Raw genomic sequence first — 17,766 nt, 5'->3', positions numbered from 1 at the left:
CTCGCATACAAATGATTAAATTCATTTTTATAATGTGAGGCGATTCAGATTGACATCTATTAAAGAACAACCCTTTTTACCTATTATTATACAATCGGGTCAGCATGCATACGGGGTAGCCCGCTCATTTTATGCAGCCTACCGCATGAAAAGTCTTGTCATTGAGCCAGCAAAAAAAGGGAGGACGATGCGCTCACTCCTTTTGAAAGGCTCACAGGGAATTGCCACGCAGAATAGCGGTATTCTGGATTTTCAATACGTTGAACATTTAGATGATCCTACCCGTTTTGTACAAGCGCTAGTGGGATTGGCCATGCAGTGCCAACAAAAGAAATTGATTTTATTAGTTTGTGACTGCTACTATGCAGAGCTTATCATTGAAAATAAAGAGCAGCTTGAAAAGTACTTTATTTTACCTTACATTGATCAGGCTTTACTAAATAGGGTGCAAACAAAGGAGAAGTTCTACAGGCTTTGTGATAAATATCAGTTAAAATACCCCAAAACCATCATTATAACAAAGGAACATCATTCAAATAGAGAAATTCCAATCCAGTATCCCATTATTATTAAACCCTCCAATACCGTGGCCTATACGAACTGTTCCTTTCCTGAAAAGAAAAAAATATATCTAGTGCATGATGCACATGAGATGCAGCACATCTTTCGCTGTATTTATCGTTCTAGCTATCAAGACACCTTAATCGTTCAAGAATTTATTCCAGGCGACGATTCCTATATCCGTGTTCTAGATGTATATGTAGGAAGAGATCGAAAAGTAAAATTAATGTGTGTTAGCAACAAGCTACTCGAAGATCCATCTCCACAAAACAAAGGTATTTCTTTAGCTGTTATGACCGATTATGATGAACAGCTAATGGAATCCATTCGGCATTTTTTAGAGGACATCGGCTATACGGGCTTTGCTAATTTTGATATGAAATATGATGCAAGGGACGGGAAATACAAGCTCTTTGAAATGAATTTGCGAGCAGGGGCTTCAAGCTACTATGTGACCGCAAGCGGGTATAATTTAATGCAATATGTGGTGGATGATTATTTATACCAGGTTAATCATGAACGAACATATGTCCAGACGAAGCATGTATGGTCACTACTTCCTTCAAAAACACTATTTAAATACATGAAGAATGAAAAATTAAAAATAGAAGCAAAGCAATTAATGAAAGAAGGGCAATACACGGATGCATTACTATATAAAGAAGATATGAATATCAAGCGTTGGATAAAGCTGAAATTGTATCATTCATATTTACAGATAAAATACAGCAAGTATTTTAATAAGAGCAATAGTTAGCAAATGTGAACGCATGGATAGGACATTAAAACTTTCAGGATAGAACGCCAGAGCTGATGGATAATTACGCCTATCTTCATATAATTAAGTCGAAACCTCGACATTTGAGGCGCAAACCTTGTAGGAAGTATCAACTATTCAGTATAATAATAAAATGGGAATTCAAGTGCATGGATTTCGTTTGAAAGGAGTTACCTGATTGCGATGAATGAGGAACAACGCTTAGCTAATCAACAAGTCAATCAACCAAAAAAAGAAGACAAGCCTGAAAAGGATTATAGTAAATATTTTGAGAGGGTCTTTACAGCTCCATCCTTAAAAGATGCTAAAAAACGTGGGAAAGAAGATGTGAAGTATCATAAGGATTTTAGCATTGCAGAAGAGTTCGCAGGAATGGGCAAAGATCGCACCTTCTATATTCGTACTTATGGCTGCCAAATGAATGAGCATGACACAGAAGTAATGGCCGGGATTTTTATGCAGCTAGGCTACACACCAACAGAGGTGATTGAAGAGGCTGACGTTGTCTTGCTAAATACATGTGCTATTCGTGAAAATGCAGAAAACAAAGTATTTGGAGAACTTGGTTTCCTGCTGAAATATAAACGAAAAAACCCTGAGATGCTAATAGGGGTTTGTGGCTGTATGTCGCAAGAGGAATCTGTGGTTAATAAAATTTTAAGAAGCTACCCACATGTTGATATGGTGTTTGGTACACACAATATTCACCGTCTGCCAAACATTTTAAAAGAAGCCTACATGTCAAAAGAAATGGTCATAGAGGTTTGGTCTAAAGAAGGCGATGTCATTGAAAATCTGCCGAAGAAACGTCTTGGCTCCATTAAGGCTTGGGTTAATATTATGTATGGTTGCGATAAATTCTGTACGTATTGTATCGTTCCATATACACGTGGTAAAGAGCGCAGTCGCCGACCAGAGGAAATCATTGCTGAAGTTCGTGAGCTAGCGGCAGCGGGCTACAAAGAGATTATGTTATTGGGGCAAAATGTCAACGCTTACGGTAAAGATTTTGAGGATATTGATTATCGTCTTGGCGATTTAATGGATGAATTAAGAAAGATCGATATTCCGCGGATTCGATTTACAACGAGTCATCCACGTGACTTTGATGATCATTTAATCGAAGTTCTTGCAAAGCGTGGCAACTTAGTGGAGCATATCCATTTACCAGTACAATCTGGCTCGAATGACGTGCTAAAAATTATGGCGCGTAAATACACACGCGAGCATTTCCTTGGTTTAGTGGATAGAATTAAAGCGGCAATACCTGAAGTAACCTTAACAACAGATATTATCGTTGGCTATCCGAATGAAACAGAGGAACAGTTTGAGGAAACATTGTCCTTATACCGTGAAGTTGGCTTTGACGCAGCCTTTACGTATATTTATTCGCCGCGTGAAGGTACACCAGCTGCAAAAATGATTGACAATGTACCTGAAGAGGTGAAAAAAGAGCGTCTTCAACGTTTAAATGAAGTGGTGGGTGAATACTCTCGCAAAGCGTTAGAGCGTTTAAATGGTCAGGTTGTCGAAGTATTAGTTGAAGGCACAAGTAAACGACGCGACGATGTGTTAGCGGGCTATACGAGGAAAAATCGTTTAGTTAACTTCAAAGCACCAGCAGAAGTAATTGGTCAATTAGTGAAAGTAAAAATAACAGAGACTACATCCTATTCACTTACTGGTGAATTTGTGGAAGTCGTAAAAAATGAAAAGGTGGAAGCATAAATGACACAAGTCTTATATACAAAAGAAGATTTAATTAAAAAATCACATGAAATTGCACATATGATTGCAAATACGCCAGAGGTTGAATTTTTCAAAAAGGCAGAAGCGCAAATTAACGAAAATCAACAAGTACGTGAACGTATTGCAAGCTTAAAAAGCTTACAAAAACAAGCGGTTAATTTCCAACACCTAGGGAAAGAAAAAGCATTAAAAATGATTGAAGATAAAATTGCTAAAATCGAGGAAGAAATTAATGCCATCCCAGTTGTGCAACAATTTAAAGAATCACAAGGCGATGTGAATGATTTATTGCAACTTGTTTCAAATACGATCGCAAATAATGTTACAAATGAAATTATTCGCTCAACTGGTGGCGATGTTCTTCGTGGTGAAACGGGTTCATACGTAGAAAATAGTCAACCAGGTAGCTGCTCTTAACAGATTATAGAAATCAAAGCTCGAATGCTGTCATTCGAGCTTTTTTTACGTCTTCTTCTATTGAAGCATTCAGCTGCTATAATAGACCTCTCATCGAAAAGTTTTAAATGATCCATTTCATTCTCTAAAAATATATGTTCACCCAATGGGCGCTACCTGCATATGATGGAGTGAAAAGAGTCGAAGGAGGAATTGCGCTGAAACGTTTACGACAAATCGTGACGAAAGCAGTAGTTGCCAAAGGGAAGAAGAGAACGGAAGAACGTGTAACATTATCACCAACAAATAAACCGACAAGTATTTTAGGGTGCTGGGTAATCAATCACACTTGCTCTGCAAAAAGAGTCGGGAAATTTGTAGAAGTAACAGGGAAATTTGATGTCAATGTTTGGTATGCCTATAGTAATCATTCGAAAACAGCTGTGTTTTCTGAAACGATTCACTATAAAGACAAAGTGAAGCTTCACTATCGAGACGGTGAAATTAGCGTTGGTGATGATGTTCGTGTACGTGTGATACAAGAACCAAATTGTATTGAAGCGATTATCTCTCCATGTGGTACAAAGTTTGAAATTGTAGTGGAACGTGAAGTAGTTGTTGAGGTAATGGGTGAAACAACAATTTGTATTAGTGTCCATCCACTAGACTATGAAGAAGATTGGAGCCTTAATGATGAAAGTTCATCTTCATCCTCATCAAGCTCTAGTTCTAGCTCCTCTTCAAGTCCTGAAGGAGAAGGCAGGTATGTGTTAGAGTCTTCATCGTTTCCTGATGAACGACCAAGATAAGTCTAAAAAACATCATTTTTTGATACATGCGAAATGCTAGCATCTTAAAAAAGGTGAATAAAGCGTTTCGCATGTATCTTTTGTTATAATAAATATATCTATAAGGCAAGAGCGAGGTAAATAGTGATATGACAACATATACACCAATGATGCAACAGTATCTACAGGTAAAGGAAGATTACAAAGATGCCTTTTTATTTTTTAGATTAGGTGACTTTTATGAAATGTTTTTTGAGGACGCAATCAATGCCTCACAAATTTTAGAAATTACATTAACAAGCCGAGATGCAGGCGCAAAAGAGCGAATACCAATGTGCGGTGTGCCGCATCATTCGGCTAAAAATTATATTGAAACACTTGTGCAAAAAGGCTATAAAGTGGCTATTTGTGAACAAACAGAAGATCCAAAGCAAGCAAAAGGTGTGGTCAAACGTGAAGTTGTTCAGCTTATCACACCAGGAACAATTATGGAAGGGAAGGCTCTTGATGGTAAATCTAATCATTTTATTGGAGCGGCAGAGCAATTAGATGACACAACATTTGGCTATGCTTATTTAGATTTATCCACAGGTGAGGCAGTAGCATCTTCTATTGAAGGCGATGGAAAAGCCTTATTAATGCAAATGCAGGCTTACGGAATTCGAGAGCTGATTGTAACGGATAGTTTGCAGCTATTATTAGCAGAGCATGCCGTCAATGCCGGGATCGTACTTTCAATTGAAGTGAATGAAATGCCTATAGACAAAGCAGCAAGTTATCTAGAAGCTGTACCAAAACCGTTACAAATTGCGTGTCTTCGATTGTTAGCTTATATTGACCAAACGCAAATGAGGTCTTTATCACATATTCAGGCATTCACGTTTAATGAAATTAAAAATTATTTACGCATTGATTCAAGCTCAAAGCGCAATTTAGAGCTGATTCAATCGATTCGTGGTGGCGATCAAAAAGGTACACTCTTATGGCTATTAGATGACACCGTGACAGCGATGGGTGGGCGAAAATTAAAGCAATGGCTACACCAACCGCTTGCCACACGTTCAGCAATAGAGGCTAGACTAGCGATTGTTACGGATTTATTGGAAGAATATTTTGTACGAACAGAGCTTCAAGCATCCTTAAAACAAGTATATGATTTAGAGCGTTTGGCTGGTCGTGTTGCTTTTGGCAATGTGGGTGGACGAGATTTAGCCCAATTGCGTGATTCTTTACGCCAAGTGCCGACTATTCAACAGCAGTTGATGGGGTCAAATAAAGAAACATTACAGCAATTAGGTGCGGAACTTGATACATGCTCAGATGTCGAGGCATTATTAGCAAAAGCGATTACAGACAATCCCCCTATTACCATTAAAGAAGGGGATGTTATCCGTGACGGGTATAACGAACGCTTAGACGAACTTCGCTATGCCGCTCGTAATGGTAAGGATTGGATTGCCCAACTGGAACAAGAAGAACGTGTGAAAACGGGTATTAAAAATTTAAAAATAGGCTATAATCGCATTTTTGGTTACTATATAGAAATTACAAAATCAAATATTCATTTAGCAGATTTAACTCGCTATGAGCGAAAACAAACACTGGCGAATGCGGAACGCTATATTACACAGGAACTAAAAGAAAAAGAAGCATTGATTTTAAATGCTGAAGAAGAAAGCTTAACATTAGAGTACAACCTGTTTGTAGAAATTCGTGATGTATTAAAAGCTTATATTCCGCGTGTCCAAGCACTGGCTGCAAGCATTAGTGAATTGGATGTCTTACTAAGCTTTGCAAGCGTCTCAGAAAAATATCGATTTACGAAACCAGAATTTCATGGTGGACGTGCCCTTAAAATTATAGAAGGACGCCATCCTGTCGTTGAAAAAATGCTGAATAAGCAAATGTATGTACCAAACGATTGTGTGCTAGAAGAGCAGAATAATATGATGCTTATTACAGGGCCGAATATGTCTGGTAAAAGTACCTATATGCGTCAAGTAGCATTAATTGTTGTTATGGCACAAATGGGCTGTTATGTACCTGCTGAAAAAGCAAAGCTACCAATTACCGATCAAATTTTTACTCGGATTGGGGCGGCTGATGATTTAGCGGCAGGACAATCTACATTTATGGTGGAGATGCTTGAATCGCAACATGCTATTATGCATGCAACAAAAAATAGCTTAATGCTATTTGATGAAATTGGACGTGGAACATCGACCTATGATGGTATGAGCTTGGCACAATCAATGATGGAATATATTCATGACAAAATAGGAGCCAATACGTTATTTTCTACGCATTATCATGAATTGACAGCACTTGAAAAGGATTTGCCACGTTTACAAAATGTCCATGTTTCAGCCACTGAAAAAAATGGTACGGTCGTTTTCCTGCATAAGGTGAAAAAAGGAGCGGCTGATAAATCCTATGGTATACATGTGGCACAGCTTGCTCAATTACCTGAGGAAATTTTAGCTAGAGCACGTGTATTACTTGAGAACTTTGAGGCAGGGAAAGAAGTAGTTGCCGAAACACAGGTGATAGCTGAACAACCAATACAGATGTCTTTATTTACAGAAGACGAACCGATTTCCCCAGCCGAGACAAAGGTGCTAAAGAAATTAGAAAAGGTAAATATTCTAGGTACTTCACCGATGCAGGCAATGAATATTTTATATGAGCTACAGCAAGAGCTAGTGAACGCTAAAAAATAAAGGAGTGATACGTTAGTGGGAAACATACAAATTATGGACGAATGGCTATCCAATAAAATCGCAGCAGGAGAGGTAGTAGAGAGGCCAGCTTCTGTTGTCAAAGAGCTAGTGGAAAATGCTATTGATGCTGGGGGTACGTCCATTGATGTTTTTTTACTAGAAGCAGGTCTCACTTCTATTCAAGTAATAGATAATGGTAGCGGTATGGATGAAGAGGATGCACTAATGTCATTCTCTCGTCATGCTACTAGTAAAATTCATCAGGAACATGATTTATTTCGTATTCGAACACTTGGCTTCCGTGGTGAGGCTTTAGCATCCATTGCCTCTGTTTCTAAAATGACATTGATTACATCAAATGGTGAATCTGGAACACATTTAGAACTTGAAGGTGGACATATCCTCACTCATAAACCTGGTCCGTTACGTAAAGGGACTGATTTAACAGTCTCCCAGCTATTCTTTAATACACCTGCCCGTTTAAAATATATGAAAACCATTCAAACCGAACTAGGACATACAATAGACCTGATGAATCGCCTCGCACTTGGTAACCCACAAATAGCATTCAGATTATTGCATAATGGTCAACAACTACTGCAAACAAATGGCCGAGGAGATGTACAACAAGTGCTAGCAGCTATTTATGGAATACATAATGCGAAGAAAATGGTGTCATTCCAAGGCGAGTCACATGATTATCGAATTTCTGGCTTTGTATCCTTACCAGAGGTAACACGTGCTTCTAAAAATTATATGACTCTATTTGTTAATGGTCGTTGGGTCAAGCATTATTTAGTACAAAAGGCCATTGTGGATGCTTACCATACGTATTTACCTATCGAGCGCTTCCCAATAGTTGTTCTATATATAGAGGGTGATCCTTACTTAACAGACGTGAATGTGCATCCTGCAAAACATCAAATTCGTTTAAGTAAAGAGGCTGAGCTTTTGAAGTTAATAGAGGAAACCATTCGTGAAACAATACGCAACATTATTCGAGTCCCACAAATGGAAAAGAAAGAAAAAATAGTTAAACCAGCTACTGAGCAATTAAACATTTGGAAGCCTGCTCCGAAGATTGATGTGGAGAAAATGAATGCTATCGTAGAAAAATTATATGATGTCCAAACCATTCAAGAAAACAATCTTGAACAGACAGTTGAGCCTAAGCCTATTTCTACGGTTCGAGAGGAAAGTTGGCAGCCTACATCACAAATAGAGGCTGAAACAATTGATGAAGTAACAATAGCTGCACAGTCGGAAATATTGGAAGAGATGCCTACGAAGGAACCCTTTCCTGAACTCGAAGTAGTGGGACAAATCCATGGCACATACATTGTCGCACAAATGGAGGATGGTTTTTATTTAATTGATCAGCATGCTGCTCAGGAACGTATTAAATACGAATTCTTCCGTGAAAAAGTCGGTCAAGTTAATCCTCATGAACGTCAGGCATTATTGTTACCACTTACATTCCATTATGCAGCAGATGAAGCACTGATCTTACGAGAACACAGGCATGAATTAGAAGCTGTAGGCGTATTTTTAGAGGAATTTGGACAGTCATCTTTTGTTGTACGTGAGCATCCGAGTTGGTTCCCACAAGGGGAGGAACAGGAAATCATTGAGGATTTAATTGAACAGGTGTTGACAACTAAAAAGGCTGATATCAAAAAACTACGTGAGGCAGCCGCAATTATGATGAGCTGTAAAAAGTCAATCAAAGCCAATCATTATTTAACAAAAGAGCAAATGGAAACATTGCTACGAGATTTACGCAATGCAGATAATCCATTTACATGCCCACACGGACGTCCAGTGCTTATTCACTTTACATCATATGAAGTGGAAAAAATGTTTAAACGGGTTATGTAAGGGAGAGGGGGAAAATGGATGGGTGAATTTATTTTAGCGATTGATCAAGGAACGACAAGTTCAAGAGCCATTTTATTTGATAAAAAAGGTCAAATTGTTCATGTAGCACAAAAAGAATTTCAACAAATTTTTCCAAAGGCTGGCTGGGTAGAGCATAATGCCAATGAAATATGGGGTTCTATCTTGTCCGTTATTGCGGCAGTGTTAACCGAAAGTGGCCATGAAGCAAGTGAGGTTCATGCGATCGGCATTACCAATCAGCGCGAAACAACAGTGGTGTGGGATAAACACACAGGTCAGCCAATTTACAATGCGATTGTCTGGCAATCACGCCAAACACAGGACATTGTGAATACCTTAAAAGAACAAGGACAGGAAGAACATTTTCAGCAAAAGACAGGGCTACGCTTAGATGCTTATTTTTCAGCGACAAAAATTAAATGGATTTTAGATAATGTTGAAGGCGCTCGTGAAAAGGCAGAAGATGGAGATTTATTATTTGGGACGATTGATTCATGGATTGTTTGGCGATTATCAAAGGGAAAGGCTCATGTGACCGATTATTCAAATGCAGCTCGAACAATGCTCTACAATATTCATGAATTGAAGTGGGATGAGGAACTTTGCGAGCTTTTAGCTATCCCAATGTCCATGCTTCCAGAAGTGAGAAATTCATCAGAAATATATACAGAAACGGCTCCAAGTATATTTTTTGGAGAAAAAATTCCGATAGCTGGGATTGCGGGTGATCAGCAAGCCGCACTTTTTGGACAAACTTGTTTTAGCAAAGGAATGGCTAAAAACACGTATGGCACTGGCTGCTTTATGCTATTAAATACAGGAAAGCAGGCCGTGACATCAAAAAATGGTTTATTAACAACCATTGCGTGGGGAATAGATGGGACAGTAACCTATGCATTGGAAGGTAGTGTATTCGTAGCAGGATCAGCTATTCAATGGCTACGCGATGGACTTAGGATGATTCGTACAGCAGAGGATTCTGAATCCTATGCTAGAAAAGTAGATCATACCGATGGGGTTTATGTTGTCCCTGCCTTTGTTGGACTCGGTACCCCTTACTGGGATACAGATGCACGTGGCGCCATATTTGGGTTAACACGTGGAACATCAAAAGAACATTTTATTCGAGCAACACTAGAATCATTAGCCTATCAAACGAAAGATGTACTAGATGCAATGGAAGAAGCAGCAGGTACTCCGATTGAAGTACTCCGTGTAGATGGTGGAGCTGTCAAAAATCAATTTTTAATGCAGTTCCAAAGTGATGTTTTACAGCTACAAGTAGAGCTAGCAAAACTGAATGAGTCAACAGCACTCGGTGCAGCCTATTTAGCGGGGCTGGCAACAAGCTTCTGGCCAAACCAAGAGGCTTTATCTGCATTATGGGTGAGTGGGGAAACCTATCAACCTCACATGGATGAAGAACAAGCCACAGCTCTGTATACAGGATGGCAGAAGGCTGTAGAGGCAACACGAATTTTTAAATCATAGCTATTGGGGGAGAAAGGTATGTTTTCATTTGAGCAGCGACCAAAAATTTTATATTATCTAGAGCACTATAGCTTTGACGTATTAGTCATTGGTGGTGGTATAACAGGTGCAGGAATTGCATTAGATGCCGCATCAAGAGGCCTTTCTGTCGCATTAATTGATATGCAGGATTTTTCAGCTGGTACGTCGAGCCGTTCAACCAAATTGATTCACGGTGGTCTACGTTATTTAAAGCAATTTGATGTAGGCGTTGTAGCTGAAGTAGGGCGAGAGCGTGAAATTGTTTATGATAATGCTGTACATGTCACAACGCCTGAAAAAATGCTATTACCTTTATATAAAAAGGGTTCACTCGGTCCCTTCACAACATCTATGGCATTAAAGGTCTATGACCGCTTGGCGGGCGTCAAAAAACATGAACGTAGAACGATGTTAAATGCTCAGGAAACCCTGGCATTAGAGCCTTTACTCAATCAAGATGGCTTAGTCGGCGGTGGCTATTATGTAGAATACCGTACAGATGATGCCCGTCTAACAATTGAAGTATTAAAAAAGGCTGTAGAATATGGAGCGCTTTGCCTCAACTATGCTGAAATGACGGAATTTATTTATGAAAAGAAAAAGCTTGTTGGCATTAAAGTGAGGGATCATGTGACGGGGAAAATGCTCAATGTCCATGCCGCCCAAATTGTGAATGCAACGGGTCCTTGGGTTGATGACGTACGACAAAAAGATAAAGTAGCAGATAACAAGCAATTACGTCTAACAAAGGGCGTTCATATTGTCCTCAAACAAAAGGATTTCCCGCTAAAGCAAGCGGTTTATTTTGATATGGCTGATGGTCGTATGGCCTTTGCCATTCCACGAGATGGCAAAACCTATGTAGGGACTACGGATACTGTCTATGAAGGTAATCCTGTACATCCAGTGGCAACACAGCAAGATGTGGATTATCTAATTGAGGCTGCTAAAAAGGTCTTTCCAACTGCTACTATCACAAGAGACACAATTGAATCCTCTTGGGCAGGCGTCCGACCTCTGATTTATGAAAAAGGTAAGGATCCATCAGAAATTTCAAGGAAAGATGAAATTTGGACAGCGCCAAGTGGTTTAATGACGATTGCGGGTGGCAAGCTTACGGGCTATCGCCAAATGGCTGAAACGATAGTGGATAAAATTGTGAAGTCCCGTCGCTACAAGCATGCAAGTGCCTGTTTAACACGTGAGCTAGCACTTTCTGGTGCAAAGGGAATTAACGCTATTAATTTCCCTGACTATATTGCCTATAAAGCTCGTGAAGGCGTACAATATGGCTTAAATTATGATGAAGCCAAGCATCTCGTACAAAAGTATGGCACGAATGTAGATGCCTTATTTGATCGGGTGAAATTTTTACATGAACATGGTAGTACAATGCCTCTTGCCTTACATGCGATGCTACTGTATGGCATTGAAGCCGAAATGGTCTATACACCAAGCGACTTCTTTATCCGTCGGACTGGTTTATTATACTTCGATATTGAAGCAGTAAAACTTTATAAACAGCAAGTGATTCAGGTGATGCAACAACGCTTAAATTATACAGAGGAGCAAAAAAATAGATATATTGCTGAATTAGAACAAGCCATTAACGATGCAACAAATTTTGTGAAAGAAGGGGAGTAAGGGATGGAGCGTTATATTCAAATGTCGGATGAACAATTTGTCTTCACGCGAACATTGGAGCCTTCAACGCCATGTATTGGACATATTCACATTTTGCATGGCATGGCAGAGCACAGCGGTCGCTATTTACCATTTGCGAAAACACTCAACGCAGCAGGCTATGTTGTGACGATGCACGATCACCGTGGGCATGGTGAAACGGCAGCATATAATGGGACATTGGGCTTTTTTGCTGAAGAAAACGGCTTTGAGCGTGTTGTAAAAGATGCTCATGAAGTGATTACACAACTTCACGTACCATATGCTAATGTACCATTAATTCTCTTTGGCCATAGTATGGGTTCTTTCATTACTAGACGCTATATTCAATTATACGGAGAGCAAGTTGATAATGTTATTCTCTGCGGCACTGGAAATGTGACAGCCTTGCATGCTGTAGGAAATCTAGTAGCCAAGGCTTTAGCAAAGGGACTAGGAAAAGAAACTGAAAGTAAGCTGTTAAATCAATTGAGCTTTGGTAGCTTTAATAAGCAATTTCCTAATCCGAAGACTGCCTATGATTGGTTATGTTCAGTACAACAAGAGGTGGAAAAGTATATCGATGATCCCTATTGTGGCTTTATTCCAACGAATCAATTTTTCGTGGATTTGACAACTGGCTTTGCCACACTAAATCGTAAAAGAGAATTAGCAAAAGTAAGAAAAGACCTCCCTATTCTCTTGATTAGTGGCAGTAAAGATCCGGTTGGTGAACAGGGGCTAGGCGTTTACAAAGTTGCTGAACAGTTAGCAGCGGTGGGTGTAGAGGATGTAACGGTTTATTTATTAGAGGATAAACGACATGAAATTTTAAATGAAGACAATCAAGAAGCGGTCTTTCAAGTTTTATTACGGTGGTTAGAAAAATATGATAGAAACTAAATTGCAGCAGGCAGAGGTCGTAGCAATAGTGGGACCGACTGCCTCAGGTAAAACGGCATTAAGCATTGAACTGGCAAAAAAATATAACGGTGAAGTCATTAATGGTGATTCCATGCAAGTTTATAAAGGGCTCGATATTGGGACAGCTAAAATTACCGAAGAAGAGATGGAGGGCGTTCCTCATCATTTACTTAGCTTTTTAGAGCCTACAGAATCTTTTTCGGTAGCAGATTATCAAAAATTAGTACGTGCGAAGATCGCGGAAATACAAGCTCGTCAAAAATTACCTATAATAGTAGGAGGCTCTGGCTTATATGTACAAGCTGTCCTCTATGATTTCCAATTTACTGATGAAAAAGTAGATGAAGAAGCACGAAAAGCCTACTATGAGGAATTAGCAAAGCTTGGCCCTGAGGCAATGCATGACAAACTAAAACAACTAGACCCTCAAACAGCGCAGACAATCCATCCAAACAATACACGTCGTGTTATTCGTGCATTAGAAATGCTGGAATTAAGCGGTGTATCAAAAGCAGCTGAAGCGCAAAATCGAGGGGAAGTACCCCTTTACGACCATGTTATTTTAGGTCTAGGTCAAAACATGTCCCGTGACGTGCTATATGACCGTATTAATCGTCGTGTTGATTTAATGGTGGAAAATGGTCTTCTGCAAGAGGTGAAGGGATTATGGCAGCAAAATATCCGTGGAGTACAGTCTATACAAGCCATCGGGTATAAAGAATTATATGATTATTTAGATGGCAAATGTACCCTAGAGGAAGCCCTTGATAGCTTAAAACAAAATTCCCGTCGCTATGCAAAAAGACAGCTTACTTATTTCCGTAATAAAATGGATGTCCATTTTATTACGCCGGATGATCGATTATAAGAATAAAGAAAAATTTCTAAAAATTACTAATTGATAAATTGGTAGAACGTGCTACTATAGGAATGAAGAGGTAGAAAGTTAGTAGGGAGGCTATTTGATGAAATCAATCAATTTGCAAGATACGTTCTTGAACCAACTACGTAAAAACAGTGTTTTTGTAACTGTATTTCTGTTAAACGGATTTCAGTTAAAAGGGACTGTGAAATCATATGATAATTTTACAGTATTACTACTTGATGCTGAAAATAAGCAGCACCTAATCTACAAGCATGCCATTTCTACATTCGTACCAGCAAAACAAATAGAGTTTTTAGAGACAGAAGTATAATAAGTTTGTTAAACAGTTAGTGTTCTCACACTGGCTGTTTTTTTTGCTACAAGCTATAATGATAGTGGAATTTGATATTTTGGAGGACAAAGTTTATGAAAACAATGGAAACAACACAATTATTAGATCTGTTAGATGCAAATGAGGACCTATATATTATCGATGTACGTGAAGAGGATGAAGTAGCACATGGCATGATCCCAGGTGCTCAACATATTGCACTCGGAACTATCCCTGAACGTTTAGAGGAATTAGATGTACAAAAGCCATATATTATTGTATGTAAGGCTGGAGCTCGTTCTGCCAATGCGTGTGCTTACTTAGAGGCACAAGGATTTGATGTAACAAACCTTGAAGGCGGCATGCTGGCTTATGATGGAGAATTAGAATTTAAATAAAGTGTGAGTAAAAAGAAAGAGTTTTTTATCTTGGAATGACAACTTTCACCCCAATTAAAATTAATAGACCAGACATATTATATACTTAAATATGTTTGGTCTATTTTTTTGTTTTGTTCGTTCTCAACTAACAGAGCAGTTGAACGGCATGTCATATACAGGGATTTCTCCAAAATTAAATCTTTCGTGAGTTGAAAAATTTATTTGATTCTTAGTAAGCCTAGTTTAATAGCAGTAACAACAGCACCTAAACGAGTTTCTGCATTTAATTTGCGAATAATAGAGGATATATGATATTCCACTGTTCTCCTACTCATACCTAATTCTAAACTAATCTCATTATTGGTTTTGTCCTCAGCAATACGCTCTAAAATCTCATATTCTTTAGGTGTTAACTTTATCATATGTAATACTCCCCCCATTTATTTTCAGAAGATATCGTATCAATAAATTCCATTTTATTCTATATTCTGGATAAAAAATACCGTTTAATCAAATGTAAAAAGTGACAATTTTTCAAAAAATAATTAATTTTTCCCTAAGGTTGCGGAAAATACGGATACCTTATTTGAGAAATTTTGTTAACTTTGAACTACAAAACAAATTAATATTTACATATTAGTACCTAATAATTAATTGTTTTGTGGGAGTTATATGGGATCTGAGGAGGTGAAAAAATGCTCAAGAGAATTAATCATGGTTTTAATAGTGCTAGTTCTAGATCTAAATGGTGTGTTTTTTGTGATGCTAAAGATTATTGCAATAAGTGTGATGCTATGGATTGGGGATGTGCTGGAGGCTGGGAAACTTGTTTTAGAAAAGATACAGATGGTTCAAACAAGTGCTTAATTTTTTATTTGGCAATGTAGAGTAAATCATTATTTACTCTACATTGTATCAAGAAATGGGGGGATATTTATGATTGAATCTATGGAGAAAAAAATTAAAGTATCAAGTATTAAAGAGTTAGAAGTTAATCATAAAAAATATATTTATGTACCGAATACTAATGGTTTATTTGAAATAGATGATATTGTTTATTCTATTTTATCAAGTGACAACAAAAGCATAGTGGAAGTTTTTAATCAATTAAATGATAAAATAGCTGAAAATGAATTTAATAGTATTATTGAATCACTAATAGAAAATAGGATAATCAATGATACTACTGATAGAAATGCTGTTAACGAAGAAAATGTTAAAAACATAAGTGCACTCACATTAATGATGGTCCAAGAATGTAATTTACGATGTAAATATTGTTACGCTGGTGACGGAGAATATAACGAAAAAGGCAGAATGTCTATAATGACAGCAAAATCAGCAATTGACTATTTGCTAGAACAGTCAGGTGATCGTGATGATCTATCTATTGTATTTTTTGGGGGGGAACCTTTATTAAATTTTCCAGTAATTAAGCAAGTAGTAGAATATGCAAATTACAAAGTAAAATTACATAATAAAAAAATAGGTTTTAGTATGACATGTAATGGAACGCTAATAAATAAAGAAATCACAAAATTTGTTTTAGACAATAACATCGCTGTTCAAGTAAGTGTTGATGGGACTAAAAGCGATCATGACATAAATCGTTTTTATGGAAATAAAAAGGGAAGTTATGATGTTATTTTAAACAGAACAAAAGAATTAAGGGAGCAAAAACAACTGGGAGTTAGGGCAACCATTACTCCGAATAATGTTGATTTGGTAAATATATATGAGCATCTATTCGACTTGAATTTTAGAAGTATCTATGCTGCCCCAGCTATGCAGATGTTTACAGAAGATCAATTCATTGAATTGTCTAAAAGTTATGATGAATTAATTTGTTATTTCTAATATTTAGTTAATAAAAAAGAATATTATAAAGCTGTCAAACTCAATAATATAATGAAAAATTTAGAACGTATTCATATTGGACACGAATCAACATATTTTTGTGGTGCAGAGGTTAATTTTTTAGCCGTTGATATTAATGGTGATTTATATCCTTGTCATCGTTTTGTTAATAATAAAGAGTATAAACAAGGAAATATTTTTGAAGGAACATATTCCAGTGCGAAGTCAAAATTTTTAGAAGAAGCACACGTTTCAAATAGATTAAATTGTAATAAATGCTGGGCAAAAAATTTGTGTGGGGGTGGGTGTCACCATGAAAATTTAGAATCAACAGGTAAAGTAACGACACCACCTTTACATTATTGCATTTTAACTCAAAAGCAATTAGAAGCTACCTTGCATTTATATTTACGGTTATCAGATGAACAAAGAGAACTATTATTAGAAAAGAAAAATACAAGAGAGTTTGTTAAAAATGGAAATCAAAATTAAGAACTTAACAAAAAATTACAAAAATAGAAAGGTGCTAGACAATATCTCCTTAGAAATTCATAATGGTGTATTTGGTTTATTAGGGGAAAATGGGGCAGGAAAAACAACATTGATGGAAATAATCTCTACATTACTTCCATTTGATGACGGAGAAATTGAAGTTGCAGGGCTAAACGTAAAAAAAGAACCACTTAAGGTTTGTGAAATATTAGGTTATCTTCCTCAGAAGTTCGATTTTTTTCCAAAGGTTACTTTAGAAGAGTCATTTGACTATTTATGTAAGTTAAAAGGAATGAATAATAGTGAAAGTCGAAAACAGGAAATCAACTTAAGACTTCAAGAGGTGGGCCTATTAAGCGAACAAAAAAAATATATTCAAGAACTTTCGGGTGGTATGAAACAAAGATTTGGCATTGCTCAAGCTTTAATTGGTAATCCCAAAATAATACTAATTGATGAACCAACAGTAGGTTTAGATCCTCATGAGCGCATTTCATTTAGAAATTTAATTACTCGGATTAGTCGAGATAAAATCATTCTGCTTTCAACACATATCGTACAAGATATTGCTTCTACATGTAAAAATTTGATGGTGCTACAAAAAGGAAAAGTGAATTACTTAGGTAGTACAATAGACCTTATTAATAAAGTTCGAGGGAAGGTATGGCTTTATAATGTTTTAGATGATGAAATACCTCATGTGGATTTATTTGTATCTTTACAAGATAAAGGCAGCAGTATTGAGATTCGTTACATTGCAGATAGTCCATTACAAGGAAGTATATCGACAGAGCCTACTCTAGAGGATGCATATATTTATATAAATAGAAAAGAGTTATCCATATGAGAGAA

General features: G+C 37.4%; 16 protein-coding genes and 1 pseudogene. 16 read left to right on the top strand and 1 reads right to left on the bottom strand.

The features are described from left to right. Nucleotides 1–49 precede the first annotated feature (49 nt). The 12 genes from QH639_RS23335 to QH639_RS23280 all read left to right on the top strand — a co-directional run bounded on the left by QH639_RS23335 (nucleotide 50) and on the right by QH639_RS23280 (nucleotide 14,583). The gene (locus tag QH639_RS23335; RefSeq protein ID WP_131521834.1) at nucleotides 50–1,318 is read left to right on the top strand and encodes a carboxylate--amine ligase; all 1,269 of its coding nucleotides are present in this window, start codon (nucleotides 50–52) and stop codon (nucleotides 1,316–1,318) included. A 204-nt stretch (nucleotides 1,319–1,522) separates the two neighbouring features. Continuing rightward, nucleotides 1,523–3,067 (top strand): tRNA (N6-isopentenyl adenosine(37)-C2)-methylthiotransferase MiaB, encoded by a 1,545-nt coding sequence (miaB, locus tag QH639_RS23330; RefSeq protein ID WP_048391476.1) that lies wholly within the window; start codon nucleotides 1,523–1,525, stop codon nucleotides 3,065–3,067. After that, complete coding sequence (locus tag QH639_RS23325) at nucleotides 3,068–3,505, top strand: YlbF/YmcA family competence regulator (protein WP_048391473.1); 438 nt, start codon at nucleotides 3,068–3,070, stop codon at nucleotides 3,503–3,505. A gap of 134 nt (nucleotides 3,506–3,639) precedes the next feature. Next, nucleotides 3,640–4,293, top strand: a complete 654-nt coding sequence (gene cotE, locus QH639_RS23320) for an outer spore coat protein CotE (RefSeq protein WP_175400709.1) — start codon at nucleotides 3,640–3,642, stop codon at nucleotides 4,291–4,293. A gap of 128 nt (nucleotides 4,294–4,421) precedes the next feature. Further along, complete coding sequence (mutS, locus tag QH639_RS23315) at nucleotides 4,422–6,992, top strand: DNA mismatch repair protein MutS (RefSeq protein WP_131521833.1); 2,571 nt, start codon at nucleotides 4,422–4,424, stop codon at nucleotides 6,990–6,992. Nucleotides 6,993–7,007: 15 nt separating this feature from the next. Further along, nucleotides 7,008–8,870: a DNA mismatch repair endonuclease MutL gene (gene mutL / locus QH639_RS23310; protein WP_281115348.1), complete on the top strand. Its 1,863-nt coding sequence runs from the start codon at nucleotides 7,008–7,010 to the stop codon at nucleotides 8,868–8,870. An 18-nt stretch (nucleotides 8,871–8,888) separates the two neighbouring features. Beyond that, entirely contained in the window at nucleotides 8,889–10,382 is a 1,494-nt protein-coding gene (gene glpK, locus QH639_RS23305; protein ID WP_281115347.1) for a glycerol kinase GlpK, read from the top strand. Between the two features lie 18 nt (nucleotides 10,383–10,400). Then, nucleotides 10,401–12,047, top strand: a complete 1,647-nt coding sequence (locus QH639_RS23300) for a glycerol-3-phosphate dehydrogenase/oxidase (RefSeq protein ID WP_281115346.1) — start codon at nucleotides 10,401–10,403, stop codon at nucleotides 12,045–12,047. A gap of 3 nt (nucleotides 12,048–12,050) precedes the next feature. Then, nucleotides 12,051–12,968 (top strand): alpha/beta fold hydrolase, encoded by a 918-nt coding sequence (locus QH639_RS23295; RefSeq protein ID WP_281115345.1) that lies wholly within the window; start codon nucleotides 12,051–12,053, stop codon nucleotides 12,966–12,968. Continuing rightward, nucleotides 12,955–13,857 (top strand): tRNA (adenosine(37)-N6)-dimethylallyltransferase MiaA, encoded by a 903-nt coding sequence (miaA, locus tag QH639_RS23290; protein ID WP_048391396.1) that lies wholly within the window; start codon nucleotides 12,955–12,957, stop codon nucleotides 13,855–13,857. The genes QH639_RS23295 and miaA overlap by 14 nt, the downstream gene beginning before the upstream one ends. A 97-nt stretch (nucleotides 13,858–13,954) precedes the next feature. Then, complete coding sequence (gene hfq / locus QH639_RS23285) at nucleotides 13,955–14,185, top strand: RNA chaperone Hfq (RefSeq protein ID WP_004225825.1); 231 nt, start codon at nucleotides 13,955–13,957, stop codon at nucleotides 14,183–14,185. Nucleotides 14,186–14,280: 95 nt separating this feature from the next. Then, complete coding sequence (locus tag QH639_RS23280; protein ID WP_131521828.1) at nucleotides 14,281–14,583, top strand: rhodanese-like domain-containing protein; 303 nt, start codon at nucleotides 14,281–14,283, stop codon at nucleotides 14,581–14,583. A 200-nt stretch (nucleotides 14,584–14,783) separates the two neighbouring features. Here the strand turns inward: QH639_RS23280 and QH639_RS23275 are convergent. Next, nucleotides 14,784–14,978, bottom strand: a pseudogene (locus QH639_RS23275) (response regulator transcription factor); the annotation flags it as partial. A 301-nt stretch (nucleotides 14,979–15,279) separates the two neighbouring features. Between QH639_RS23275 and QH639_RS23270 the strand changes: the two are divergent. The 4 genes from QH639_RS23270 (at nucleotide 15,280) to QH639_RS23255 (ending at nucleotide 17,761) form a co-directional block, all read left to right on the top strand. Next, the gene (locus tag QH639_RS23270; protein WP_281115344.1) at nucleotides 15,280–15,432 is read left to right on the top strand and encodes a hypothetical protein; all 153 of its coding nucleotides are present in this window, start codon (nucleotides 15,280–15,282) and stop codon (nucleotides 15,430–15,432) included. A gap of 69 nt (nucleotides 15,433–15,501) precedes the next feature. Next, a complete protein-coding gene (locus QH639_RS23265; protein WP_281115343.1) occupies nucleotides 15,502–16,422 on the top strand; it encodes a radical SAM protein in 921 nt (306 codons plus the stop codon). Nucleotides 16,423–16,473: 51 nt separating this feature from the next. Beyond that, nucleotides 16,474–16,914, top strand: a complete 441-nt coding sequence (locus tag QH639_RS23260; RefSeq protein WP_281115342.1) for an SPASM domain-containing protein — start codon at nucleotides 16,474–16,476, stop codon at nucleotides 16,912–16,914. Beyond that, complete coding sequence (locus tag QH639_RS23255; RefSeq protein WP_131519480.1) at nucleotides 16,898–17,761, top strand: ATP-binding cassette domain-containing protein; 864 nt, start codon at nucleotides 16,898–16,900, stop codon at nucleotides 17,759–17,761. The genes QH639_RS23260 and QH639_RS23255 overlap by 17 nt, the downstream gene beginning before the upstream one ends. Nucleotides 17,762–17,766 lie beyond the last annotated feature (5 nt).

The organism is Lysinibacillus sp. 1 U-2021 (assembly GCF_029916965.1).
Classification (GTDB): Bacteria; Bacillota; Bacilli; order Bacillales_A; family Planococcaceae; genus Lysinibacillus; species Lysinibacillus capsici.
This window is presented reverse-complemented; position numbering and strand designations above follow the sequence as displayed.